Genomic DNA, 24,825 nt, shown 5'->3' with positions numbered 1-24,825 from the left:
AAACCAAAATTATGCTGATTCTAATCGCCGAAGACGACGAACTGATTCTAAAAACGATTGAACACAAATTATTAAAAGAAGGGCACGAAGTGATCCTGACCCGCAACGGGAAAGACGCTATTGAAACCCTTAAAACCAGGGAAGTAGATCTTGCCATAACAGATATTATGATGCCTTTTGCTTCCGGAATTGAAATACTTTCTGCCATTAAAACCATGGGCAAGCAGATACCGGTAATCATGCTTTCCAGCATGGGACAGGAGGAAGTAGTACTGAATGCCTTCGATTTGGGTGCAGCCGATTTTATTGTAAAACCATTCAGTCCCAATGAATTGATACTAAGAATAAAAAGATTTTCTTCAAAATAAACGACAACCATGTTTCTCACCACTTCTGTGCATTTTCTCTTTCTTGTTTTTCTGGGAATGCTATCTTTAGTACTTTTACTGATCATCGTTGTACTGATCTACAGCTTTTATCAGTACAGAGAATCTATCCGGGTTTTCAGATGGTCTGAAGTAATCAATAAAAAGATCTCAGAAGTAATTGTATATGGTGAAGAAGAATTGGCTGCAGACACTAACTTTTCATCAGCATCTGGTAGTGCTTCATTCAGAAATCTGTTTCTTCAGAAACTGGCAGAATCTGAGAAAAAATTTTCCGGAGCAGCACAGAATAAACTTAAAGATTTATTTCAGGAGTATGATCTTCAGGAAGAAGCATTGAAAAAACTCAATCAAAAGAAGGAACATATCATCGCAGGAGGAATACAGGAACTTACCGCCATGCAAGTACAGGAAGCGTTGCCAAAAATTTCCACATTTTTAACCCATCGCTCCCCACAGGTGTATCAGGAAGCACAATATGCGATGGTTAACTTTAAGGGGTTTGAAGGTCTTCATTTCCTGAACAGCATTTCCTCCAAAATATCAGAATGGCAGCAGCTTCGTCTGCTTATTTCCGTAACACATATTCCGGAGAATTCCCGAGACAGCATTAAAAGCTGGATGGAAAGCTCTAATGAATCCGTAGTTATTTTTACCCTTAAACTCTTAAGAAAATTTCAGATATTATCACTTTATCCAACAGTTACTGATTTGTTGAATCATCCATCTGCTGATGTACGGGTTCAGGCGGTGCAAACTTTATTATCGCTGGAAAATTCTTCAACAATCGCTGATCTTATGGAAATCTATCCCCATCAGCCAGCTGAAGTACAGAAAGAGATTCTCAAAGTCATGAAAAAGTCAAAAGACCAGTACAGTACGGATTTTCTGAAAGATCAGTTATTGGAAAATCCGGATTCAGGGATAAAAGTATATGCAGCAGAAGCTTTATGTGCATTGGAGAAACAGGAATTACTGAAAGAGATATCCCAAAAGGAAACCTCTCCTGAAGAATTAATTCAAATTATTAAATACGCATTACAGGAAAAAGCATGTTAGAATTCTCACACATCATCTATGAAGTTGTTATCTGGCTGTTTCTGATTTACGGAACAGCAGTAGCCCTTATCTATGGCTGGATAGGAATTTATGCGCTTGGCGCTGTATTACGTTATAAAAAAGAAAATACATTTACAGACTACAGCATTATTGCGGCCAATCCCAATGCTCCGGTATTCAGCGTTATAGCTCCGGCATATAATGAAGGAATGACCATTGTAGAAAATGTACGTTCACTGTTATCCCTTTACTATCATAATCTGGAAATTATCATTGTAAATGACGGAAGTAAAGATGATTCCATGCAAAAGCTGATTGAGGCTTACGAACTTGAGTCTGTAGCTTATTTTATTCAGGGAAAAATTGAAACCAATGCGGTAAGAGGAGTTTATAAAAGTAAAAATCCGGCCTTCAAAAAACTGATTGTTGTTGATAAAGAAAACGGAGGAAAAGCCGATGCCTTAAATGTTGGAGTCAATATTTCTTCCGGAGACTATCTGGTCTGTATTGATGTTGACTGTATTCTCGAGCAGGATTCGATTTTAAAACTCGCAAAACCAATGCTGGAGCAGACTGATAAAAAGTTTATTGCCTGCGGTGGAGTGATTCGTCTGGCCAACAACTGTGTCATTGAAAACGGAAAAGTAGTAAGTGTCAATATGCCGACAACCCTACTGGGAAGAACACAGGCATTGGAATATATCCGGGCTTTTGTACTGGGACGTATGGCATGGTCCAGAGCATCAGGACTGATCCTGATCTCCGGGGCTTTTGGAGTCTTTGACCGGAAAATTGTACTGGCCTGCGGTGGCTATGATAAAAACACAGTGGGAGAGGACATGGAGCTGGTGGTAAGAATGAGAAAGTATATGGAGGAAAAGAATGAGCCTTACGAAGTACTTACCATTCCGGATCCGCTATGCTGGACAGAAGTTCCGGAATCTAAAGATATTCTCAGAAAACAACGAAACCGATGGATGCGCGGAACCATGGAAACTCTGTGGAAACACAGAAAACTCATGTTCAATCCGAAATATAAAAAATTAGGAATGATCAGTCTTCCTTACTGGTTCTTCTTTGAATTTCTGGGGCCGCTCATCGAATTTTCAGGGTATATTATCTTTATCATCTTTTTATTGCTTGGGATTATCAACTGGCCCTTCTTTCTGATCTTGTTTGCCCTCGTCATCTCAATGGGATTCCTCTATTCCATCTATGCGATATTGGTGGATCTTGTCAGCCATCAGGTTTATACCAAAAGGAAAGACTTCCTTAGACTAATTTTTACCGCTTTTTCCGAACCTTTTTATTTTCATCCTATTGTCGTAAAAGCAGGCGTTAACGGATTTATAGATTATTTCAAAAAATCCCATGGCTGGGGTGAAATGACAAGACAGGGCTTCAATCAAAGCACACAGCATTTACCGCTGAAAGAAAGGATATATGCCATTCTTCAGGCAGGACTTAAAAAATGGGGAATGCTGGCATTGGCTTTCTTTGCCTTATTTTTATTAGGAATAACCGCAGAATCACTGTGGTACAAATATACTTTTCCAAAATTTGAAACATCAGCCATTATTGGTCATCTTTTCTTAGAAAACATTTTATTTGCGCTTCAACTGACATTCTGTGTCGGAATTATATATCTGATTATTAATTTTGTTAAAGAAGGATGGGCAAAAATTCTGGGAATAATCACCCTGGTTATTGTAGCAGTTACTCAATATATTTTGTTCCTGTATTTTTCTGAAACCCGCAATGTTTTGGGTGCCGACCTTTTATACTACAGCAAAGAAGAGATGAAGCAGATTTTGCAGGCAAGCGGAATGCTGAACTTCAAAAACTTTGCATTGCTGGGAATTTTAATCGTGGGATCCTTGATTCCTTTGTGGATTGCAGGAAAAGGAGCTTTAAAATCAATCTATCCGGGAATAATACTATTGATTTTCGGGTTAACAGCATTTTTTATTCCTTCCAATGTAGTGGGAGCAAAGATTTTGAGTTCCGAAAGTGAGTTTAATCAAAATGCAGCAAAAAGTAAATGGGCTTATTTTTTTAAATCCAATAAAGACAATTTTATCAGCGACCATCCGGAACTCACTGAATTGCTGGGTGAAAATGAAGATTTTACTGCCAATGCAGAAATGATTGATAAAAACTATCCGTTCTGGAGAAAAGAAAACACACCGGATTTTTTAGGTTCTTACTTTAATCGATCTGAGAAAGTTCCCAATCTTGTTTTTCTTGTGATGGAAGGTTTCGGACATGCGTATACTTCCCCAAAAGGATATATCGGAAACTTCACTCCTTATCTTGATTCTTTATCCCATAAAGGATTGTATTGGGAAAACAGTTTAAGCTCAGCAGGAAGAACATTCGGAGCATTACCATCATTAACGGGATCTCTTCCCTTTGGTAAGAACGGCTTTCTTGAAATAGAAAAAACACCGGAGAATTTCAATCTTTATAATATCCTTAAAGCAAACGGTTTTGAAACAGGATTTTATTACGGAGGTCATGCATCATTTGACCGCTACCGTGAGTTTCTTGAGTACAGCGGTGCAGATCATATTATAGACCAGGCTTCCTTCAGCAGCCCTTACCGTAAGCTTCCTGCCAACAACGGAGAGAGCTGGGGATATGAAGACCAGGCTGTTTTAAGTAAAATGCTGCAGCAACAAAAACCCCAGAATCAGCCTTATTTCAATATGATTCTTACACTTTCCACACATAATCCTTTTTTAATCAACAATAAAGATTATTATGAAAAGCTGTACAATCAAAGGCTTAATTCAGGAATTTTGACTCCTGAACAGAAAAAATGGGCATCTGCCCACAAAAATCAGCTCATTTCGGTATTGAATGCAGATGATGCTATTAAAGTTTTTTTTGAAAGTTACAGCAAACGACCGGACTTCAAAAACACCATTTTCATCATTACAGGAGATCACAGTATGCCTGAAATTACATTGCAGTCTAAAATTGACAGATTCCATGTGCCATTATTAATCTATTCTCCGTTATTAAAAGAATCAAAGCGATTCTATAAAACGGTAAGTCATTTTGATATTGCGCCTTCGATTCTGGCGTACTACAGAAATAATTATCAAATCAAAACACCTTCTACCGTTACATGGGTAGGACGTGGCTTTTCTGCAGATTCTGAAATCAGCAAGGCCGGAATCCCTATGATGCAAAGTAAAAACCAGCTTATCGATTTTGTTTCTGAGAAATATTATATCCATGACCGGCAGCTTTTCACCCTTAAGAACATGGAGGAAGATAATTCCAATGATGCAGCATCCCTGAACAAGATCAATACCCGGTTCAATCAGTATAAAAGCATGAATGTCCGGTTTTATTCCACAAAGAAACTGATGCCGGATTCGGTAATGGTTAATTTTAAGAAAAAAACAAGGTCAAAGTTTTAAAACTTCCGGGTGTAACCTAAGGTAATGTCAAACTGATTTCCTCTCTCACCAGGACGGAATTCCTGGTTATAATACATGGTTCCTAAAGAAAAAAGATTGACAGAACGGTAAGAGAAATTATACTCAGCACCTATTTTAAAGGTTTTAAGCTTAAAGGTTTCATTTTCCAGAAGGTTATTTCGGTATTCTTCCGGGCTTATCCCGGTTCCGATCTGAAAGGCAACATAATCCTGAGCGCCTTTTGTGTAATATCTCACCGTTCCGGTATAAGAATGTGAAATATTTTTACTGTCAGGTGTGATATAAGTACGAAGGTTGAACCAGAAATTTTTATAATATTTTCCTACAGCCGCAGTATACATCCAGATATTGTTGCTGAAATGAAGCTGACGGTAACCCAGCTCTGCCTCAAAACTATGAGGAAGATTGGCATTCAGGGAAACTCCGGTACGGTATTTCGGAAACAGACCTACATCATCAGAATATCCTCCGCCAACATATAAATAGAACATTTTGGAAAGTCTTGGATACGCTTCCAGCTCAATCTGTGTTCCGCCTTGTGCAAACTTATTGGCATAATTGCCACGAAGGATTACAGAACCAATAGATGTAATTCTTTTGTAACTTACTCCCACAATATGCCAGTCATCATCAAACTGCTTGTCAAAATGGGAATAGTTGTAAATAATTCCAATAGCATTTTTAGAAGACAGATCCTTGATTCTTACTGCAAGAGCCCTCGCTTCTGTATTTTTGGGATTAATAGATAATAGAGTGGTTACCGCTTTGTCAGCTTCTTCATAATTATCCATTCCAAAATATACTTTTGCCTTTAGCAGCAGTAATGCCTCAGATTTTGAATGATAAGAAAGTCCTTTATCTATAATTTCAATTGCCTTTGTATTCTGATCATTCCAGTATTCCAATGAAGCATACGCCAGAAAATAATCTTCATCCTGAACCTCTCTTTTTCCGAGATCTTCAAACACAGCTCTTGCCGCTTCAATATCTTTATTCCAGGTATATAACCTTCCCAAAAAAACAGAAATATCGGTATAATTGGGAGCTTTTGCCAACGCCTCTTTTGCCAGGGCAATAGATGTAGTATAATCTTTCTGTTCAAAAGCGGTGGTGCGGGCTTTAACAAACAGTTCATCAGCAGTAAGATTCTGCTGGCTATACATGGTAATGGGAAAAAGTAATGCTAATAAAAAGGTCGGATATCTTTTCATCGAAGTTTATTATTAATGAGCTACATCTTTAACACAAATATATTGAACTTTTATCTCTCTACCCAGAGATTATTCACCAAAACTTATCTTTTTAAGATTATTCTTCCACAAAATATCAAATAACAGATATTTATGATGGAATAATTATTGTCGTAATTGAAAATAATTTATTTTCTAAAAACCTTCCTCATGAAAATAGCAACCTATAATGTTAACGGAATCAATGGCCGGCTTCCTGTTTTACTGAAGTGGCTGAAGGAAGCTTCACCAGACATCGTCTGCCTTCAGGAGCTAAAGACCCCACAGGAGCGTTTCCCTATACAGGAAATCAATAAAGCAGGATATCAGGCGATATGGAAAGGGCAGAAAAGCTGGAACGGAGTAGCCATATTGGCCAAAAATAAAGAAATAACTGAAGTACAAAGATCTTTGCCAGGTAACGCAGAAGATGTTCAAAGCCGATATATAGAAGCGATTATAGATCAAATGGTCATCTGCTGCCTGTATCTTCCCAATGGAAATCCTTATCCGGGGCCTAAATTTGATTATAAATTATCGTGGCTCAAACGTTTTAAAAGACGAACCAATCAGCTTATCAAAATGGAACTTCCCGCCATCCTTATCGGCGATTTCAACATTATTCCGGAACCTGTCGACGTTTATAAACCTGAGCGCTGGGAAAATGATGCCTTATACAGAACAGAAGTAAGAAAAGCATTTAAAGAACTTCAGAAAAAAGGCTGGCTGGATTCTCTGCGAAGTCTTTATCCTGATGAGAAAATCTATACATTCTGGGATTATTTATACAAAGCCTACGACCGCAATGCAGGAATGAGGCTGGATCATATTTTATTAAGTCCTTATCTTCGGCCGAGATTATCATCCGGTGGAGTAGACACACATGTACGGGGTTGGGAAAAAAGCAGCGATCACGCTCCGGTTTGGATTGAACTTTCGGATCATCCCTGATAACTGAAGTCCATATATAAAAGACTCCCGGTATAAAACCAGGAGTCTTTATATGATATCTATTTTAACTATTAAGATTGCTTGCGGCGGCGGCCTGAAACCTTTTTGTCAAGATCCCTGATATCCTGTCTCAGTTCACGGAACATCTCTTTAAAATTGTAGCTTTCATAATCACCCGGCTCGAAATCTTCCGGGAAAATTCCTGAAGCATACTGCCAGATTTCCACTACTTCTTCAAAAGGGATATCATAAGGCTCATAAAATGAATTATCAGCACTTACGCAAATTGCATTTTCCTTTCTTTCTTTAAAACGCTTGTAGGTAATTCCATCATTTAAAGTAACAAAAACATAGGTTTTGCCTGGTTTCAGTTCATTAATTCCTTCTACATATTTTCCTACAATATAAGATCCGCTTCTGAAAGGAGGCATAGAATCACCATCCGCAGGAAAAGCCCTGTATTTACCATTGGTAAGAAAAGGAAGAGCAATACGCTGAAGACTTTCAATGTATTCTATATCGCTATAACCTTCCAGATATCCCATTGATGCCTTCTGAGGAATAATTTCTATGGTATCATTTCCATGAGTATCCACTGCTACCGGAAGAACGATTCTGTTATCCGGAAGCTTTAACATTTCATCTATCGGATGCTTCTCAATATCTACTGAAAGCATAAGATCAATACTCACATGGAAATATTTTGAAATTTTTACCAGCAGCTCAATTGGAGGTTCAGAAATTCCGTTTTCATATTTTGAATACCGGACTCTTGAAATCATGAGTTCATCGGCTACATTTTGCTGGGAGAGCTTTCTCCTGGCTCTTAAAAAGCGTATATTATTTGAAAAAACTGACATTGATATAAGTATGTCAGCAAAAATACAAAATTTGATTCCTTTATCAATCAACCCAAGTGGGTTTTACCCGATAAGAGTACAAATTTCATCGATGTTTTTTTATTTTTTATCTAAAATAAGGAAATCCAGGTATTTCAGCTTATCCATTTTACCTGTTACAGCTCTTTGTAAACGGTTTTTCCAACATTGAAAAATAAATATTAATAATTAAGATTTAATGCAAAAATAATAACTCCAAACTCCATAAATTGAGTTATGTTTTTTAACTTTTAGAAAATCAATCACATATAAGTGAAAATAATATTATCAATTATTTGTATTTATATTAATGAAATATTAAATAATATAAACATATAATTAATTTATTTAAAATAATTTGCAATTTTATTATTATTATTCATATATTCGTGATGTAATAATCATATAAAATTATAGTTATGAAAAACTTAAAAAAATTGGACAGAAACGAATTAAAAGCTATTTCAGGTAACGGATTACTAGATCCAATCGGCGGACTTCTAGGTGGACTAGGAGGAGTAGTTGGTGGTGTAGTAGGCGGTGTAGGTACTATCGTTGGTGGCGTAGTTACAGGCGTAGGATCTACAGTAGGTGGAGTAGTTGGCGGTGTAAGCACTGTTGTAACTAACGCTTTATGCCAGACACAATGTGTTGTTAATGGTGTAATCCACATCAAATTACTTGAGTGCGGATCAACTTGCTAGTCAGAAAGCATTACATGTAAAAAACAGACCGCTCTTTTCAGGGCGGTTTTTTTCTTATCATATCATTCCTTTTCAGTGACTTAGATTTATTAAATAGCTTTTGATAAACCGCAATAAAGCAACAATGTTGCATTAATAAATTTAATTTTCTAGCTTTGCCGGATCATTAAAGTATATGCACATGAAAAGGACCTTTTATTTTTTGGCAGGCAGCTCACTTATTTGTTCGTCATCACTTCTGAAAGCGCAGAAAATTACCCCCGAAAAAAGAACGGTAAAAGACATAGAGTCCATTCAGGTACAGGGAAAAACAAATTATAACGCTGCCAATATTTCAAGAAAAAAACTGGATTTCATTCAATCCAATACACTGGGAGAAACATTGAGTAAAATTCCCGGAATTCAAAATTCGGGATATGGACCGAATTCCGGAGCTCCCGTTATCAGAAGCTTAAGCGGAAACCGGGTAAAAATACTGGAAAACGGAATGGCCGTGAATGACCTTTCGGGAATAAGCCCGGATTTTAATACGGATATCGAAATGAACAGTGTTCAGAATATCATTGTTTACAAAAATTCTGCATCGGTTTTGTATGGTGGAAAAGCTATTGGAGGAGCTGTAGATATTGAAACAGATTATATTGCCAGACAGCTTCCTGAAAAAAAGATAAATTTCAAAGGACTCCTTGAAGGAGGCAGTAATAGTGGTCAGAAACAGGCTTTTTCAGCCAGAGGAATTATTGCTAAAAACTGGGTTTGGACGGTTGGAGCATCCAATCAGAAGCAGGAAATAGTCAGAATTCCGGGAAAATCAAAAGACGACAGATGTTATGATCCTGAGCTTGTAGGTTTCAACAGTATTTTACAGTCACTTTGCCAGATCAATGTAGATTCGAGACGTGTCCTGAACAAGAGCCTTTTTCCTTATATCAGCCAGTTTGCCAAAGATCATATGATAGAGTATGAACTGTCTGAGGATGATCTTTATACATTCAGTTCCACGTATTACAATCCTGCTGACGGTAAATATTATCCCAACCCGAAAAACGATTTGTATGTTCCTGGTCAGGATGCCGTGAAAGACCGATATAAAAGTGAAGTAAACGGAATCAAAGATTATGTGGAAACAAAAGATGGTGAGATTCCCAACAGTCATTCGGAAAGCAATTCATTTTATGTCGGAACCAGTTATATCGGAAAATCATTGTATGCAGGAGGCGCGTATCAGAATTCTTACTCCTATTTTGGGGTCCCGGGATATGCAATCCCTAAAATCCCCAAACATAGCCATGGAAAACCACAACCCAAAATAGAATATAGTCCCATCAACATCAGAAGCCTATCTCATAAAGCCATGTTTGAATCCGGTTACAAGTTTACCCATTCTCCGTTTTCAAGCATCAAACTGAACTATATGGGAGTATTTTCAAAAAACGCAGAACTTCTGGACCGTTACCGCGCCAATCAGTTTGCTGTGAATCAACACAATGGACGCCTGGAAATCAACCAGCAGAAATTACAATTTCTTACCGGAACTACGGGGCTTGAAATACAATACAGAGATATGGAAGGCACCGGAGGCCAAAGATACTTACCCAATAATATAAGCCGTGAAATTGGAATCTTTACCATGCAGCACCTTGATTTTAATTTTCTTCAACTGGATCTTGGGTACAGAAACGATCATGTACAACGCAGGGCAGAAGCAGATAATAAGTATGTCAGAAGCCGCGGACTTTCCGGAGGAAAACTCAGTGACAGAGATTTCACGCTTCACCAATTTCATAGTTCCGCACAATGGACTCTCTTTAAAAAAGGGTATCTGAAAGTACAGTACAACCATTCAGAAAGAGCACCGGAGGTGAATGAGCTTTATTCAGGAAACAATCATTTTGCGATCCTGACAGAAGAAAATGGTGATGATACACTGGATAAGGAAACAGCCAATACCGTTGAAATCGGGACCGGAGTTAATCTGAAGAACCTGCGGGTATCTGCCAGCTGGTATCATACTTCTTATAAAAACTATATTTATCTTGCCCACACCGGAATTTCCAGAGAAGTTTTTCTGGTAAAAGAATGGCGCTCCGATGATACGGAAATCAATGGAATTGAAGCGGAAGCTGCTTATAAAGCAGATCTCGGAAAAGCAGGAAAGTGGGAGATAGGTGGATATTATGATCTGGTAAGAAATATAAGCGTTGCCGACAGCTCCATAAGAAAGTGGAGTGATGGTGATTATATGCCCAATATGCCAACAAGCCGTTTCGGGTTCAATCTGGAAGGAACTCTAGAGAACTTCAGCGTGAATATCAGCTTAGACCATTACTTACGGCAAAAATATTTAGGTAAAAATATTAATCCTGAACTTCCAATGCCCGCATTTTCACTGTTGAATGCCCGTATTTCCTATAAGGACAGTAGTCTGGGTTTAGGTGATCTCGAATATTATATCATAGGAAACAATCTGCTGAATGCTGAAGCCAGACTTCAGAACTCTCAGTTAAAATTCCTCAGTCCGCTTCCCGGAATTACTATTTCCGCCGGTGTGAAAATCACTATATAAATCAATCTGTTTTCTGCAGTTATTATTACTTAATAGCTGCAGATTTTTTTAGGTTATCCATGTAAAACCACCTTTTAGGATGCAGAATATTTCTGGTGGTTTTTACCTTGTTTATTTATACAAAAATTAATCAAAAAAAAAGAAAAAAAAGAAGGAAAAAATTTTAATACGACGAGTTTTGTCGCTGTGCGCCAGTACTTTTGTATCAGAGATAAGATAAAGAATCCCGGGAAATTAATTGTCTTACCCAACCCAATTTTAACCTTAAAACAACTTTTTTAAATTATGTGTAAAAAACAACTAATAATCATTTTTCTCCTTTTATTTTGCATTTCCTATGCGCAGAATGAATTCACTACCATCTGGAAACCCAATGCAAACGGCGTCATTGATCATTCAATAAGATTCGGCGGCACAGGAACCGATTACACCATTTACTGGCACGAAGTAGGATATCCTGAGCATAACGGGATGTTTGATAATGTAAACTCTAGCAGCAATGAGCCTTTACTTATATATTTTGGGCCATCATTCCATCCAGATCCTCTGCAGGCCACTTACGAATTAAAAGTATCCAGCGGTAACGGATCATTTTACGGATTCAGGGCCAATACCGAAATCATTCCTCCGGGTGGAAATCAGGAACTTATAGAACTCAGCCAGTGGGGAAATACGACATGGCTTCAGCAATTCGACAGAGCATTCGCCAACTGTCCCAATCTTAACGTAACAGCTGCAGATACTCCTGATTTGACACAGATAACCAGTTTATCACAAATGTTCCTTAACTGTTCATCTTTGACAGGCCATACTTCATTTTCTTACTGGAATCCATTCCGTATTACGGACATGAGCGGTATGTTCAGCGGAGCGACGCTGTTTAATCAGAATATCGGAAACTGGGATACGGCAAAAGTAACGAATTTCAGCAGCATGTTTTCTTCTGCATCTTCTTTCAATCAGGATATTTCTGGCTGGAATACGATGTCCGGAACTGATTTTTCCTCCATGTTTGCAGATGCAACAGCTTTCAATCAGCCATTAAATTCATGGAATACAGAAAATGCAACTAATTTCCGCTATACATTCTATAATGCGGCAGCATTTAATCAGCCCCTTGATAACTGGAATAAAGGTAAAGTGACAGATTTTGAGCATATGTTTGAAAATGCAGTATCGTTCAATCAGCCCATCGGAAACTGGGATGTAAGTAAGGCGGATTATTTCGCCGGATTAAATATGTTTGCAGGTGCTTCCCATTTTGACCAGGATATTTCTTCGTGGAATATCAAGCTGCAGAACTTCAACTGGAATACAATCTATTTCGGATTTAAAAATGCAGGCTTATCATGTACGAATTACAGCAATTTTCTCATCGCTCTGAATAATAATCCTACCTGGGCGAACTCCACAATAACGTCCGGAACTATAGATGCAACAGGATTGGTTTATTCTACACCGCAAGCGATGCTGGCCAGAGCCCAGCTGATCAGCAAAGGGTTTAATATTATCGGAGATTCCTATATTTCAGGTTGTTTTCTGTCAACAAGAGAAGCTTCCCCAAAAACAAAAACTTCCGCCTATCCTAATCCAACGACAGGAGTGATCAACGTGGAATCCTCAGTAGATGAAAATGTTTATTTATATGACAATAACGGTAACCTCATTAAAAATATATTGTTCAGAAAAGGGAAAAACACCGTCGATCTGACTGAATATCCTTCAGGAGACTATATCTTTAAAGGTGATACTTTTTTCCATAAAATCACCAAGCAATAGTACAACAGCCGAAAGGTTAGCTATTTAAACCCTGCTCCAAAATCTGCGGATTTTGGAGCTTTATGGTTTTCCTCATTTTATATATAAATAACTGTGTTATATTTGTGTACACTGGAATAACCAACTGCAAACTAATGGTGTAAATTAATATAGTGACCTATAAAGGTTTGCAATTAGCCAGAGTAAGAGGCCAAACTGGGGGGAAACCGAAGAGTTTACTGAGGAAACAATTAGTAAGCTGATAATTATGAGAATTCTGTATAAAATACCTAAGCGCAAATCCTGAAAAAATCATGAAGTTCCCAATATCAAGAGTTACATTTTTGTAGATATTAAATGATTAAAAAAACTAAAATTATATCCATGAAAACTTTATTAATATGATTAGAAAAAGTAAGATTATTAGAAGCTCTCTTTTAAATAAGGGATTTTTTCCAGAAGTTCTACCTCCTTGTTTTGTAAGCACAAATTTAGCCCGAAGTTTTAATGGATTGATAAAAGATATCTTAGGTAAACAGTACCATAAAAGGAGTTCAGCATACATAAGATACAGTGGTACAAAACACGATGGAAATAGACGATATTACGGAGCAGTAAACCCTATACCTTATTTCAATTTATGCGATTTTATTGATAAAAATTGGAAAGAAATAGATATAAAATTGCAACAATCAAATTTTGGTATTAGTAATATCAAAATGGGAAAAGAAGAAGATGATAGAGCTATATTGGTTCATTCTTTAAGTGAAGTAGTATCAAAATTGTCTTCACAAATAAAACATTCGCCTTATCTATTAAAAACGGATATTGCCCAGTTTTTTCCTAGTATTTATACACACTCTATAGTATGGGCTGCACATGGTAGGGAAGCAGCCAAAAAAGATACATCTAGGACTTCTAAAACATTATATTTCAATAGTCTTGATTGGTTTATACAGCAATGTCAAAATGGTCAAACGCGTGGTGTGATTGTTGGACCAGATGCTTTTCGAATCATAGCAGAATATTTAGTTAGTGACATTGATAATCTACTTCAACAGAAAGTTGATAATTTAATAATTGGAGGCGTAAGGCATGTGGATGACTATTATTTAGGCGTTAAATCAGAATTTGATAGCTCCATCGTATTGTCTGAATTGCGCGATATATTACAGAATTATGAACTTCAAGTCAATGACTCTAAAACACAGCTTTTACCTGGTTTATTTCCAATTGATGATGTTTGGGCTCAGGAATTACGGTCCGATAGAAATTATAGTTCCTTGAACGATACAATAAATTATTTATTGGATAAGGCTTTTGATATTTCTAACACAATAGGTTCTCAAAGCCCAATGAAATTAGCTCTTAGAAGATTAGATAAACTTAAGTTGTATTATAAAAACTATTGGTCTGATTTTGAACCTAAGCTTCAACGAATATTGTTTCATTTTCCGCATTGTTTAGATTATCTCTGCTTACTTCTAGCAAAGAGGGTAGCAATTAATAAATCAATCGATAAAGTTGGATGGGGAAATATAATACATGTCATTCTTGAAAAATCTATTGGAGCCGCACATCATCATGAAATTGTTTGGCTTTTATGGGTTAGTTTCGTATGTAAAATTGAAGTATCACAGACACTAATAGCAAGATTATGCAAAATAAATAATTCGTTTGTAAAAAGTATTCTAATTGCTGCTTATCAAGAGGGACTTTGCTATAACATCAATTCAATTAAGTTAGGAAGTAATCTTTCAACAGAAGATGAAACTTGGCTTCAAAATATAGTAGGCCGTTCAACAGGGTATACAGGAGCTAAATTTTCAGGTTTGTATGCTACAGAATTTGAACAGTTAGTAACCAACGGGGTTCGATTTATTGATTTTAAAAAGCATATGAGCCTAATGGCTGATAAACACAAAGAGGCAATAAGTAAATCAAAATATGGATATGATGCTGATAACGATAAAGATGAAGATGAGGATGAAGACACTTTTAATTTATATTATGATGAAGATGATTTCCCTTTTTAATTACAATCTTTCAACAGGATAATTATTGTATAATACACAACTAATGAATACAAAAAAGTTGAAATGAGGCAAGGCATATTAGAATCTTATCTTCAGAAAAGTTGAAAAAGTAAATCCACATGAATTTCAAAAACAAAAAATTCATCAATTAATCCAAAACTTAGCATGAAAATCTTTTTTGTGATCTCTTAACAATTTAATCATCAAAATAAATTTTATATTAGTAGAATAATAACCATCTAAAATCTAAGAATTAAATACAGAAAAAATGAGAAACACTATTTATGCTTTGTTGTTATTATTTTTATTCACAGGCGCTAATGCTCAGGAATACTCAAAATTAATAATTGAAGCTGATCAATTATACAGGGCAAAAGATTATAAAATGTCTACGGATGTATATGGTAAAGCTTTTAAAATCGAAAGCGAAAATCCAAGTCACTTATATAATGGCGCATGCTCATCTTCCTTGGCAGGAAATACAAAACAAGCATTCAAATGGCTGAACCTATCCATAGATAAAGGCTGGACCAATCTCAAGCACTTAAAATCTGATTCTGATTTGGATAATCTACATTCAAAAAAAGAATGGGGGAAAACAATTGAAAAGCTAGAAAAGAAAATAGCGGTCATAGAAGCCAATTATGACAAACCATTGCAGGCTGAATTACTGGCAATTCTTGAGGAAGACCAAAAATATAGAATGCAAATGGATGAAACGCAAAAAAAATTCGGTCCGCAATCTAAGGAAATGAATGATCTTTGGAAAAAAACAATGCAGAAAGACTCGCTTAACCTGTTAAAAGTAAAAAAAATATTAGATGAAAAAGGCTGGGTGGGTAAAGACAAAGTAGGCGCACAGGCCAATAGTGCCTTATTTCTTGTGATTCAGCATTCAGATCTGGAAACGCAGAAAAAATATCTACCGATGATGAAAGAAGCTGTCACAAAAGGAAATGCAAGTGCCGGTTCTTTAGCGTTGTTAATTGACAGAATAGAAATCCGGGAAGGCAGAAAACAAATATACGGAAGCCAGATAGGAATCAATCAAAGTAATAATACTTACTATGTTTTACCTTTACTAGATCCGGAAAATGTAGATAAAAGAAGAACAGAAGTTGGCCTGGGTCCAATCTCTGACTACGTTAAAAACTGGAATTTAGCTTGGGACGTTGAAAAGTACAAAAAAGATTTACCTGAATTAGAAAAATTAAATAAAAAGAATTAAATCAATAGAAAAACTTCTGATCACAGCAGTTTATAATATGGCGGATTAAGGGTGTTAAAATCCTTTAATCCGCCATTTCTAATTAGCACAATCTTGAATAGAGTTGTGTATTACCTGAAAAACCCGATATTAAGATCAGGAGAGCAAAGTAATGAAACCTAAGATGTTCTGTGAATCTTTGAAACCAGAATAATATACAATTTAACATAATATAAATTATAGGATTTTTATTATAAAAAAGAAATAGAGCACTACTGTCTGAGAATCCGGTATTCTTAAACTTTTTCTACCCAATAGCTTTTAACGAATTCTCGGAACTCTTCTTTGTCGTAAACCTAAAATCTCCGGCTTATCGTCATCCAATTCTTTGAAATTTTGGTAAGGATAAAACAAAACGAAAAATTCTATTTCAGAACTTTTTACAACTTCCCCTAAATCTTTTTTCTCTGATTTCTGATAAAGGAAAAATTTTCCTGGTTCAATTATTTGAAAAAATTAGTTGTAGAGAGCGCAACCCTTGTCAAGGTTTTGAACCTTGACAAGGGTCTTTAAGGGGTCTTCGATCATTAATTATAACTTAACTCCTTTTATATTATGTTAAATTACCCAACAGGAAATTTAGAAGGAAACCCATCATAAAAGTCAGCCCTTACGCTCTTAATATTTGAATCTAATTCCTGAAGTAAAGTTTCCATAATGTTCATTTACCCCTTAAAAATACGAAATCTTGTCCCATGACAGTTTTTATTCTGTAAAAACAAAATACCTTTATCCTAACCAAAATATCACCGATATGAAACCTAAAATGATCTGGGCCAATCTGGCCGTAACCGACCTTGAACGCACACAGAAATTCTATACTGAACTGGGTTTCAGGCCCAATAATCCACACACATCCAATGAACTGGTAAGTTTTTTTATGGCTGGAAATGAATTCATTATTCACTTTTTCTTACAAACTGTTATTGAAAACAACCTGAAAAGTATGAAGTTTGGAGATCCCCACCACTCCAACGAAATCATATTTACCCTTTCTGCAGAAAATAAAACTCAGGTAGACAATTGGGCTGAAGAAGTTAAAAATGCTGGCGGAACCATTGTTTCAGAGCCTGAGACTTTCGGAGACAATTACTACGGTTTTGTATTTGCAGATCCGGATGGACATAAGTTTAATGTATTTTTTATGTAACCCTTTACAAAAACCAAATAATCAGGCTGAAATACAATTTGCCCGTATATCTCCTCTGTTTTCAGTCAGATAGCATAGTTACTGACTTGATAAATACGGCTTATTTGGGAGGTTTTATTGCTTTTTTTATAATTGACTAATATTTAACACTTTGTATGATTTAAAGGTTTAAGTTTTATTTTAAACTTCTGAACTCAAGTGTTTAAAAATGATAGGTTTTATGACTTTATGGTTTTTGTACAGCTTACATACGTTTACTATAAAAATAAAACCGGACACTTAAGTAATTTTAAGTGTCCGGTTTATATCATAAGTTTATGTATTACCCGTTCAATCCCAAACTGTTATACAGCTGCACCTGCCATATTCCCAGTACTTCTTTAAGCATCACAAAAGTAAATGCTGCGTTATAGCTGTTAGGAAACCAGGTAATTTCCGTATCTATAAAATCTGAAGCTTGCGGAACAGGTTTTACTCCAAATGTCTGAAACAAAGCCACAGACCTTTTCATATGAAAACCGGAAGTCACCAGGTAGACATCAGAAGGAGCCATCTGTTTAAGGATCTTGCTGGAATATTTTGCATTTTCATAGGTATTCATACTTTTGTCTTCTTTGATGATATCAGCATCCGGAACCCCCATGTTTTTAAAATTTTCGCTGAAGAGTTCTGCTTCACTTGTATGTCCTCTCCCCTTTCCTGAAATGACTATTTTACAAGGCAGATTATTTTTCCTGTATTCATGATACAGCTGATAAGCCGTCACCAGTCTGGAATAAGACAATGTATGCAGTTTTTCTGTATGGTTAAAATCTACAACGCCGCCACCCAATACAACGATAACAGGATTCTGAGGAGTCCTGTTTTTATTCGCAATAGTATTCACATAACTTTTCTGCAGATATTCTGCGGTGAACTTTCCGAGAAAACCGTTCCCTATAAAAATGATCATTAAAACAGCAACAATGCCAATTCCTATCCGTAGGTTTTTACGTTTGTTTTTTCTTCTTAAAAGTGCAATGATAACCACTGCAAGAAATACTAAGAAATAAGGCTCTGTAAAAAGCTGAATCGTACGAAACAAAAGGTCTAATAAAAACTTCATCTTCAAATAATATTATTTAATACCTGCAAACATTAAAAGCCCAAAGATAAAGCAATTTTCTGAGTATAACTTTCTACAGCAGCAGACCAGTCAATATGATCAGGATGATTTCGTCTTATTTTCTTTTGATTTTTTCCATTTATTTTATACATTTGCATACAACACACTTTTTAGTGTGTTAAATAAAATACCTACCCCAGTGAAAAAGCAGAAAAGTATCACCGTTTTGATGACCGTACTCCATATATTCTTGGAAAGGCATTTTTGTAAAGGAAAAAACAAAAATTCTTCCTCACGTATAAAAAAACGATTTCTACTTTAATAAACTGAAAGCCAAACTGATCTATTCAATTAAAAACAAGAAGAGATCTCACCGATAATTTCCGGACTGTATTTATTACAAAACCTTAACAGATTTACTGTTAAAATTAATGTTGCCTCAATGCAATATGGCCTTTAAAAAAAGTACATTTGCTGAAAACTATAATACAACATCTGTGAAATGTCAACAGTCCTCAAAACATTTGTAGCTTATCTTAAAAGGCCCCCTCTTTATCCTGAACTGGGCAGGAAAATTATCAAAAACACATTCAACAGAAGAAGTCCGTCCAAAGGAAAAGCCAGAGCAAATTTCTGGGCTGCATCCATAGCCGTTTCTCAGGAAGAGGTGATCTCCAGACTTTTCTCCAGCAATGCTGATCATTTCAGATCTGCTTATGCCGATATCCTGCAAAAAGCCGGTGTAAAAGAAAAAGAATGCCCTGTCAAAATGGGTGAACATGGTGCCTTGGAGCTTATTTACTATGCATGTGAATTCACCAAAGCACAAAACGTTCTTGAAACCGGAGTAGCTTATGGATGGTCTTCACTGGCGATATTGCTTTCGCTTCAAAAAAGAAACGGCACACTCTATAGTTCAGATATGCCTTTTCTTGCTCAGAATGGAGATCAGTATGCAGGATGTGTTGTTCCTGATCATCTTAAAAAATACTGGAAGTTATTCCGTTTTGCCGATAGAGAATCTCTGCCTAAAATTTTCAAACAGGCTTCTTCATTTGATGTTTTCCACTATGATTCCGATAAAAGTTACCACGGAAGAATGTGGGCGTATCATCAGATCTATAAAAAACTGAGACCTGGCGGAGTGTTTATCAGTGATGATATCGGAGACAATTCCGCGTATCAGGATTTTTGCAACCGAATGAATATCAGCACTTGTGTTGTAGAATATAATGGAAAATATATCGGGATTTTTGTAAAAGAATATATTCCGCTCATTAGGGCTAAATAACGCAATTGATGAGATAAAACTATACTTAATTTAAAAACCATTAAGAAAGCGGTAAGCTGTTAAGAATATGAAGAGAACACAAGACATTCATGAAGCCTTACCGCTACATTCAAAAGCATTCTCATTGAAAGCTGAAACGAATCTTAATCCTCTTAACCTCTTCCTACAATCTTAATGGTTCAAAATAAAAAAACTTTAATTTAAAAAATTTAAGCCTCCTGATGGTTTAAAACCAATACTTTCACTCATAGCTCACTTCCCTTTCCAAAATAATCTGGTTCCTGCTTACGGTAACCAATATCTTATCTCCTGCCTGAAAGCCACATTGCTGTACCCACTTTCCTGTAATTCTTATTTCGGGAAAGTACACGATTCTGCCATACGCTCTTGAAAACGATTTGAGGAAAACCGTAAGGTTACGATTATGCAGTTCATTATATTTGCTGCTGTTCATTCTTCTTTTTCTTTTCATCTTTGTTATTTTTCAACAAATGAAGGGATAATAAGAAGGATAAACCATCCGGATAAAGGATATTTTATTCAGAAAGACGGATATTTTAGAATAGTATTTATTTTAAAACAGAGCATTATTTTTTTGTTCTAAAGCTTTATATTTGTTATTATGAGTTACACAGATATGCAAAATAAAAAAATACATCAGGGTAGAAATATAAAGCGTTTCCGCGAAATGCTGGGCATCAAACAGGAAGCTCTGGCTTTTGAGCTGGGCGACGACTGGAACCAAAAGAAAATCTCCCTTCTGGAACAAAAAGAAACCGTAGAATCTGATATTCTGGCACAGGTAGCAAAGATCTTGAAAGTTCCCGCGGAAGCGATTGAAAATTTTGATGAGGAATCAGCAATTAATATCATAGCAAATACTTTCCATGACAGCGCTGTTGCCAATACTTTTACTGATGGAGCGCAAGCAAACTTCCACTGCACTTTTAATCCTCTTGATAAAATGGTTGAGCTTTATGAGCGTATGCTGGAGCAGCAGAGGGAGATGATTGAGAAATTGGAGAGGTTGATTGAAAAAAATTAACTAAACTATTTCACAGAAACTAATAACAATGAATCGTATAATTTTAATTGGGAATGGTTTTGACCTTGCTCATGGAATGCCAACAAGCTATGGAGACTTTATTAATAATTATTGGGGAAATAAAAGAAAGGAGGTTTTAGACAAAAAATATTATGGTAAGTCCTATCAAGATGATAATATTACAATTAAACGGGTTCCATTAGTCTCATACCATGAAGCAGCTAAAGGTGAATCTGAATATAAAAGTCTTTTAACAAGTTTAAAATTTAATAAGGGTTATATAGATTATCAAAATAAATTTCTTGAAATATTAACAGAAAAAAAACATTCCCTAAATTGGGTAGATATTGAAAAGGAATATTATTCTTTGTTAAAAAAGAGTTATAAAGAACGATCTGCACGAAGTTACGATATAAGTAATCTGAATAAACATTTCCAAATTATTGAATCTTTATTAGAAGAATATCTTACAACAATTCAAACAGAATTTAATAAGAATTTTGCAAGTACTGATTATCAGATGTGCTTAAAAAGATCAATACATGAAGTGATATATTCCGATTTTAATTTTAGAGATTTTTCAGAGTTATACATTAATCAATTAACAGAAGAAATTTTTCAGACTGTTTACCCTAATATTAAACATTTAGATTCAAATGATATTAACACCCTAGAACTTGATTTATCAAATCGAGAAAAGAGGTTATATCAAGAGTTAATGAGCTTAGATGATAAAGGGACTAAAACAAAAATTAAAAAACTACTAAAATCAGAGGCATCAGCAAATTACTTTCGATATAGACCGGATGAAGTTTTATTCTTAAACTTTAATTATACATCAACTGAGATTCACTATCATAATCCTCCAATCGATAAAGAATTTGATAATGATATATCAATTGATGTAATACATATCCATGGGATTTTAAATAACAAAACAGATAATAGAATCATCTTTGGTTTTGGAGATGAAATAGATAAAGATTATTTAGAAATTGAAGATCTTGATGACAATGAATATCTTCAAAATATTAAATCTATGAAATATCTTGAAAGCGATTCCTATAAAAGATTACTGGACTTTATAAATTCAAATAATTATCAAGTTTTTATATTTGGACACTCTTGTGGGATTTCAGATAGAACTTTACTTAACACTCTTTTTGAACATAAAAACTGTTGTTCTGTTAAACCTTACTATCGTAAAAAAGATAATGGAACTGATAATTACAGTGAAATGATTAGAAATATCTCCAGAAACTTTACAGATAAAGCTTCAATGAGAGATAAAGTAGTCAATAAAAAATATACACAAGCTTTATTTAGCTAATAAAATGGAGAGCATTAAGTTCTCCATTTTTCTTTTAATAATAAGGTTTTTAATTATTTAATCATTTTTTTCAAAAAAAACTTGCGTAGCTAAATAACTACACATATATTTGTAGTCAAATAACTACACAATGAATTTAAGAAGAGATGTATTTCAGGCGATAGCGGATCCTACGAGACGGTCTATATTGATGTTGGTGGCGGCACAGTCGATGACGGCGGGAGCTATTGCTTCCAATTTTGATACGGCAAGACCTACCGTTTCAAAGCATCTCCAGATCCTTACAGAGTGCGAACTGCTGAGCTCTGAACAAAACGGCAGAGAAATTATCTATCACCTAAATCCCAATAAAATGAAAGAAATAGCCGATTTTATAGAACCTTTCCGCAAAATGTGGGATGAAAAGTTCAACAAGCTGGAAAGTGTGATGAAAGCGTACCAGAATGTGAATAATAAGACATAAAAGATGATAGACGGATAGATAATAGACAAGGGCATCAAGATTTAACTGGTGGATGTCAATAGTCAATTTTGCTTCGCAAGTGAATCGTCAATTATCAGTGAATAGGATGACAACCTTGAACTTTAAACTTCAAACCTTAAACTCGAATGTCAATAGTCAATTTTGCTTCGCAAGTGAATCGTCAATCACCAGTGAAAGAATGACAACCTTGAACTTTAAACAGCAAACCTTGAACTCTTTCCTCTAATACTCTCCCACTCTAACACTCTCAAACCCTCAAACTTAAACACCCAACTCAAAATATGGAACTTAAAACAAAAATCCACGCAGAAGACGGCAAACAGGAAATCTTCATCATCAGAGAATTTGACCTTCCTGTAGAACTTCTTTTCAAGGCATATACAGAAGCTGAACTTTTCGAGCAATGGATGGGAACGAAAGTAACCAAATTCGAAAACAAACCGCACGGAAGTTATCGCTTCGAAACTTTAAATCCTCAGGGTGATGTGGTCTTCAGTGCCAACGGAACCATTCATGACATTGTCCAGAACGAGAAAATTATAAGAACTTTCCAGATGGAAAACACGCCTTTTCCTGCTCAGATCGAGTTTTTAACATTTGAAAAATTAACCGATATCACCAGCAAAATTACCATCCAAACCATTTATAAATCTGTAGACTTCAGAGACCAGCACCTGAAAATGCCATTTGCACAGGGCATTAATATGGCGCATAACCGTTTGCAGGAGATATTAGGTAGCAGGTAGCAGATAATAGATAATAGACGAAGAGATGATAGACAATGGGCAACAGGGCTCAAATTGTGAACATCAATGTCAATAGTGAATTTTGCTTTGCAAGTGAATCGTCAATGATCAGTGAAGGATAACAACTTTAAACATTAAACCTTGAACCCTTATACTCTCCCACTCTAATACTCTCAAACCCTCCGACATAAATAATCCCGAAACCCAAAACTCTCCCACTCTCAAACCCTCTAACACAAAAACCCAGAACTATGAATCCAAAAGTTAATTTTTTCTTCGAAAATGCCGGACAATGGCAGGAAGAATTTGAGAAATTAAGAACGATTGCTCTTAGTACAGAACTTACAGAAGATTTAAAATGGGGCTGTCCCTGTTATACTTATGAAGGGAAAAATATTTTCCTGATCCACGGTTTTAAGGAATATTGTGCGCTTCTCTTTTTTAAAGGAGCTTTAATGAAAGACCCGGACCATATCCTGATTCAGCAGTCTAAAAATGTACAGGCGGCCAGACAGATCCGCTTTACAGAGGTAGGGCAAATCAATGATCTGGAAGATGTTCTTCGTGCTTATATGTTTGAAGCCGTTGAAATTGAAGAATCGGGTGCTAAAGTGGAAATGAAGAAAACAAAAGAGTTTGAAATGGCTGAAGAGTTTCAGGAGAAACTGGATCAAAATCCTGCTTTACAGGAAGCTTTCAAAGCATTAACTCCCGGAAGACAAAGGGCTTACCTGCTCCACTTCTCCTCTGCCAAACAGTCCAAAACCCGTGAAGCCCGAATTGAAAAATGCATTCCACAAATCATGGACGGAATAGGATTAAATGACTAACCATAAAAAAAACAGATCATGAACACACCACAACCTTCACAAAAAAGAACAAAAATCATCTATTGGATATTCACCCTATGGATGGCTCTGGGCATGGTTTCAACAGCTATTGTCCAACTGATGAAAAACAAAGATGAACTGGCCAATTTTACCCATCTCGGCTACCCATCTTATCTGATGACGATCATCGGAGTATGTAAAATTCTTGGCGTTATTGCTATTTTAATTCCTAAGCGTTTACTTTTAAAAGAATGGGCTTACGCAGGATTTTTCTTTGTGATGTCAGGCGCTGTTATTTCCCACCTTATCGTTGGCGATACAGCCGGCAGGACTTTTCCGGCAGTATTATTATTGGTATTGGTCATTATTTCCTGGTATTTCAGACCTGCAGAAAGAAAAATTACTATCATTGATTAATCATTATGATATTAAAATTGTTTAAACTTTTATTTTGAAACATTAAGATTGTATTAAGCTATTTAGAATATTAAGATGAGCTTCGCTTTAAGCTTAAAAATCAGAATGATCTTAACTATACTTTATTTCTTAAATCCTTCT

At 35.8% G+C, this 24,825-nt stretch carries 22 protein-coding genes; 17 read left to right on the top strand and 5 right to left on the bottom strand.

From position 1 onward, the window contains the following. Positions 1 to 11 precede the first annotated feature (11 nt). Genes DEU40_RS20605 through DEU40_RS20595 form a run of 3 tightly spaced genes read left to right on the top strand, consistent with a single transcriptional unit; the run spans position 12 to position 4,876 of the window. The gene (locus tag DEU40_RS20605) at positions 12 to 368 is read left to right on the top strand and encodes a response regulator transcription factor (RefSeq protein WP_110011584.1); all 357 of its coding nucleotides are present in this window, start codon (positions 12 to 14) and stop codon (positions 366 to 368) included. A gap of 9 nt (positions 369 to 377) precedes the next feature. Then, the gene (locus DEU40_RS20600; RefSeq protein ID WP_110011583.1) at positions 378 to 1,445 is read left to right on the top strand and encodes a HEAT repeat domain-containing protein; all 1,068 of its coding nucleotides are present in this window, start codon (positions 378 to 380) and stop codon (positions 1,443 to 1,445) included. Further along, positions 1,439 to 4,876 (top strand): sulfatase-like hydrolase/transferase, encoded by a 3,438-nt coding sequence (locus DEU40_RS20595; protein WP_110011582.1) that lies wholly within the window; start codon positions 1,439 to 1,441, stop codon positions 4,874 to 4,876. The genes DEU40_RS20600 and DEU40_RS20595 overlap by 7 nt, the downstream gene beginning before the upstream one ends. Here DEU40_RS20595 and DEU40_RS20590 read toward each other — a convergent pair. Further along, positions 4,873 to 6,108 carry a YaiO family outer membrane beta-barrel protein gene (locus DEU40_RS20590; protein ID WP_110011581.1) on the bottom strand — a complete coding sequence of 412 codons (1,236 nt, stop codon included), beginning with the start codon at positions 6,106 to 6,108 and terminating at the stop codon, positions 4,873 to 4,875. The two genes, DEU40_RS20595 and DEU40_RS20590, sit on opposite strands and share 4 nt — an antisense overlap. Positions 6,109 to 6,297: 189 nt before the next feature. Here DEU40_RS20590 and xth point away from each other — a divergent pair, with 189 nt between their 5' ends. Continuing rightward, the gene (gene xth / locus DEU40_RS20585) at positions 6,298 to 7,077 is read left to right on the top strand and encodes an exodeoxyribonuclease III (RefSeq protein ID WP_110011580.1); all 780 of its coding nucleotides are present in this window, start codon (positions 6,298 to 6,300) and stop codon (positions 7,075 to 7,077) included. A 71-nt stretch (positions 7,078 to 7,148) separates the two neighbouring features. Here xth and DEU40_RS20580 read toward each other — a convergent pair whose 3' ends face one another. Then, positions 7,149 to 7,937 carry an XRE family transcriptional regulator gene (locus DEU40_RS20580; RefSeq protein WP_110011579.1) on the bottom strand — a complete coding sequence of 263 codons (789 nt, stop codon included), beginning with the start codon at positions 7,935 to 7,937 and terminating at the stop codon, positions 7,149 to 7,151. Between the two features lie 437 nt (positions 7,938 to 8,374). On the opposite strand from DEU40_RS20580, the gene DEU40_RS22535 reads away from it, so the two are divergent. The 6 genes from DEU40_RS22535 (at position 8,375) to DEU40_RS20550 (ending at position 17,436) form a co-directional block, all read left to right on the top strand. Beyond that, on the top strand, positions 8,375 to 8,659 hold the full coding sequence (locus DEU40_RS22535; protein ID WP_002979306.1) for a bacteriocin-like protein: 285 nt from the start codon (positions 8,375 to 8,377) through the stop codon (positions 8,657 to 8,659). 181 nt (positions 8,660 to 8,840) lie between these two features. Then, on the top strand, positions 8,841 to 11,225 hold the full coding sequence (locus DEU40_RS20570) for a TonB-dependent receptor (RefSeq protein ID WP_110011578.1): 2,385 nt from the start codon (positions 8,841 to 8,843) through the stop codon (positions 11,223 to 11,225). A 285-nt stretch (positions 11,226 to 11,510) separates the two neighbouring features. Beyond that, complete coding sequence (locus tag DEU40_RS20565; RefSeq protein ID WP_110011577.1) at positions 11,511 to 13,004, top strand: BspA family leucine-rich repeat surface protein; 1,494 nt, start codon at positions 11,511 to 11,513, stop codon at positions 13,002 to 13,004. Positions 13,005 to 13,384: 380 nt separating this feature from the next. Further along, entirely contained in the window at positions 13,385 to 15,019 is a 1,635-nt protein-coding gene (locus DEU40_RS20560; RefSeq protein ID WP_110011576.1) for an RNA-directed DNA polymerase, read from the top strand. 268 nt (positions 15,020 to 15,287) lie between these two features. Beyond that, positions 15,288 to 16,247: a DUF6624 domain-containing protein gene (locus tag DEU40_RS20555; RefSeq protein WP_110011575.1), complete on the top strand. Its 960-nt coding sequence runs from the start codon at positions 15,288 to 15,290 to the stop codon at positions 16,245 to 16,247. Between the two features lie 727 nt (positions 16,248 to 16,974). Beyond that, positions 16,975 to 17,436 carry a VOC family protein gene (locus DEU40_RS20550; protein ID WP_228406586.1) on the top strand — a complete coding sequence of 154 codons (462 nt, stop codon included), beginning with the start codon at positions 16,975 to 16,977 and terminating at the stop codon, positions 17,434 to 17,436. A 322-nt stretch (positions 17,437 to 17,758) separates the two neighbouring features. Here DEU40_RS20550 and DEU40_RS20545 read toward each other — a convergent pair whose 3' ends face one another. Together DEU40_RS20545 and DEU40_RS22795 are read right to left on the bottom strand one after the other, a co-directional pair. Beyond that, complete coding sequence (locus tag DEU40_RS20545) at positions 17,759 to 18,541, bottom strand: YdcF family protein (protein WP_110011574.1); 783 nt, start codon at positions 18,539 to 18,541, stop codon at positions 17,759 to 17,761. Positions 18,542 to 18,573: 32 nt separating this feature from the next. Then, positions 18,574 to 18,699, bottom strand: coding sequence for a hypothetical protein (locus DEU40_RS22795; RefSeq protein ID WP_262510410.1), 126 nt, complete (start codon positions 18,697 to 18,699; stop codon positions 18,574 to 18,576). A 344-nt stretch (positions 18,700 to 19,043) separates the two neighbouring features. On the opposite strand from DEU40_RS22795, the gene DEU40_RS20540 reads away from it, so the two are divergent. Continuing rightward, positions 19,044 to 19,832 (top strand): O-methyltransferase, encoded by a 789-nt coding sequence (locus DEU40_RS20540; RefSeq protein WP_110011573.1) that lies wholly within the window; start codon positions 19,044 to 19,046, stop codon positions 19,830 to 19,832. 241 nt (positions 19,833 to 20,073) lie between these two features. Here the strand turns inward: DEU40_RS20540 and DEU40_RS20535 are convergent, their stop codons facing one another. After that, the gene (locus DEU40_RS20535) at positions 20,074 to 20,304 is read right to left on the bottom strand and encodes a SymE family type I addiction module toxin (protein WP_228406585.1); all 231 of its coding nucleotides are present in this window, start codon (positions 20,302 to 20,304) and stop codon (positions 20,074 to 20,076) included. 150 nt (positions 20,305 to 20,454) lie between these two features. Here DEU40_RS20535 and DEU40_RS20530 point away from each other — a divergent pair, with 150 nt between their 5' ends. From DEU40_RS20530 to DEU40_RS20505, 6 genes are all read left to right on the top strand, one after another. Further along, positions 20,455 to 20,877 carry a helix-turn-helix transcriptional regulator gene (locus DEU40_RS20530; RefSeq protein WP_110011572.1) on the top strand — a complete coding sequence of 141 codons (423 nt, stop codon included), beginning with the start codon at positions 20,455 to 20,457 and terminating at the stop codon, positions 20,875 to 20,877. A gap of 28 nt (positions 20,878 to 20,905) precedes the next feature. After that, positions 20,906 to 22,207, top strand: a complete 1,302-nt coding sequence (locus DEU40_RS20525; RefSeq protein ID WP_110011571.1) for an AbiH family protein — start codon at positions 20,906 to 20,908, stop codon at positions 22,205 to 22,207. 130 nt (positions 22,208 to 22,337) lie between these two features. Further along, positions 22,338 to 22,670 carry an ArsR/SmtB family transcription factor gene (locus DEU40_RS20520; protein ID WP_110011570.1) on the top strand — a complete coding sequence of 111 codons (333 nt, stop codon included), beginning with the start codon at positions 22,338 to 22,340 and terminating at the stop codon, positions 22,668 to 22,670. A gap of 302 nt (positions 22,671 to 22,972) precedes the next feature. Further along, positions 22,973 to 23,437 carry an SRPBCC domain-containing protein gene (locus tag DEU40_RS20515; protein ID WP_110011569.1) on the top strand — a complete coding sequence of 155 codons (465 nt, stop codon included), beginning with the start codon at positions 22,973 to 22,975 and terminating at the stop codon, positions 23,435 to 23,437. Positions 23,438 to 23,688: 251 nt separating this feature from the next. Beyond that, positions 23,689 to 24,267, top strand: coding sequence for a YdeI/OmpD-associated family protein (locus tag DEU40_RS20510; RefSeq protein WP_110011568.1), 579 nt, complete (start codon positions 23,689 to 23,691; stop codon positions 24,265 to 24,267). Between the two features lie 18 nt (positions 24,268 to 24,285). Further along, positions 24,286 to 24,684, top strand: coding sequence for a DoxX family protein (locus DEU40_RS20505; protein ID WP_110011567.1), 399 nt, complete (start codon positions 24,286 to 24,288; stop codon positions 24,682 to 24,684). Positions 24,685 to 24,825 lie beyond the last annotated feature (141 nt).

This window comes from Chryseobacterium sp. AG844 (genome assembly GCF_003182335.1).
Lineage (GTDB): Bacteria > Bacteroidota > Bacteroidia > Flavobacteriales > Weeksellaceae > Chryseobacterium > Chryseobacterium cupriresistens.
This window is presented reverse-complemented; position numbering and strand designations above follow the sequence as displayed.

Excerpts from the sequence above, each read along its gene's own strand:
- DEU40_RS20605 (WP_110011584.1), top strand. The coding sequence starts at position 12 with ATGCTGATTCTAATCGCCGAAGACGACGAACTGATTCTAAAAACGATT.
- DEU40_RS20600 (WP_110011583.1), top strand. The coding sequence starts at position 378 with ATGTTTCTCACCACTTCTGTGCATTTTCTCTTTCTTGTTTTTCTGGGA.
- DEU40_RS20595 (WP_110011582.1), top strand. The coding sequence starts at position 1,439 with ATGTTAGAATTCTCACACATCATCTATGAAGTTGTTATCTGGCTGTTT.
- DEU40_RS20590 (WP_110011581.1), bottom strand. The coding sequence starts at position 6,108 with ATGAAAAGATATCCGACCTTTTTATTAGCATTACTTTTTCCCATTACC.
- xth (WP_110011580.1), top strand. The coding sequence starts at position 6,298 with ATGAAAATAGCAACCTATAATGTTAACGGAATCAATGGCCGGCTTCCT.
- DEU40_RS20580 (WP_110011579.1), bottom strand. The coding sequence starts at position 7,937 with ATGTCAGTTTTTTCAAATAATATACGCTTTTTAAGAGCCAGGAGAAAG.
- DEU40_RS22535 (WP_002979306.1), top strand. The coding sequence starts at position 8,375 with ATGAAAAACTTAAAAAAATTGGACAGAAACGAATTAAAAGCTATTTCA.
- DEU40_RS20570 (WP_110011578.1), top strand. The coding sequence starts at position 8,841 with ATGAAAAGGACCTTTTATTTTTTGGCAGGCAGCTCACTTATTTGTTCG.
- DEU40_RS20565 (WP_110011577.1), top strand. The coding sequence starts at position 11,511 with ATGTGTAAAAAACAACTAATAATCATTTTTCTCCTTTTATTTTGCATT.
- DEU40_RS20560 (WP_110011576.1), top strand. The coding sequence starts at position 13,385 with ATGATTAGAAAAAGTAAGATTATTAGAAGCTCTCTTTTAAATAAGGGA.
- DEU40_RS20555 (WP_110011575.1), top strand. The coding sequence starts at position 15,288 with ATGAGAAACACTATTTATGCTTTGTTGTTATTATTTTTATTCACAGGC.
- DEU40_RS20545 (WP_110011574.1), bottom strand. The coding sequence starts at position 18,541 with ATGAAGTTTTTATTAGACCTTTTGTTTCGTACGATTCAGCTTTTTACA.
- DEU40_RS22795 (WP_262510410.1), bottom strand. The coding sequence starts at position 18,699 with ATGCAAATGTATAAAATAAATGGAAAAAATCAAAAGAAAATAAGACGA.
- DEU40_RS20540 (WP_110011573.1), top strand. The coding sequence starts at position 19,044 with ATGTCAACAGTCCTCAAAACATTTGTAGCTTATCTTAAAAGGCCCCCT.
- DEU40_RS20535 (WP_228406585.1), bottom strand. The coding sequence starts at position 20,304 with ATGAAAAGAAAAAGAAGAATGAACAGCAGCAAATATAATGAACTGCAT.
- DEU40_RS20530 (WP_110011572.1), top strand. The coding sequence starts at position 20,455 with ATGAGTTACACAGATATGCAAAATAAAAAAATACATCAGGGTAGAAAT.
- DEU40_RS20525 (WP_110011571.1), top strand. The coding sequence starts at position 20,906 with ATGAATCGTATAATTTTAATTGGGAATGGTTTTGACCTTGCTCATGGA.
- DEU40_RS20520 (WP_110011570.1), top strand. The coding sequence starts at position 22,338 with ATGAATTTAAGAAGAGATGTATTTCAGGCGATAGCGGATCCTACGAGA.
- DEU40_RS20515 (WP_110011569.1), top strand. The coding sequence starts at position 22,973 with ATGGAACTTAAAACAAAAATCCACGCAGAAGACGGCAAACAGGAAATC.
- DEU40_RS20510 (WP_110011568.1), top strand. The coding sequence starts at position 23,689 with ATGAATCCAAAAGTTAATTTTTTCTTCGAAAATGCCGGACAATGGCAG.
- DEU40_RS20505 (WP_110011567.1), top strand. The coding sequence starts at position 24,286 with ATGAACACACCACAACCTTCACAAAAAAGAACAAAAATCATCTATTGG.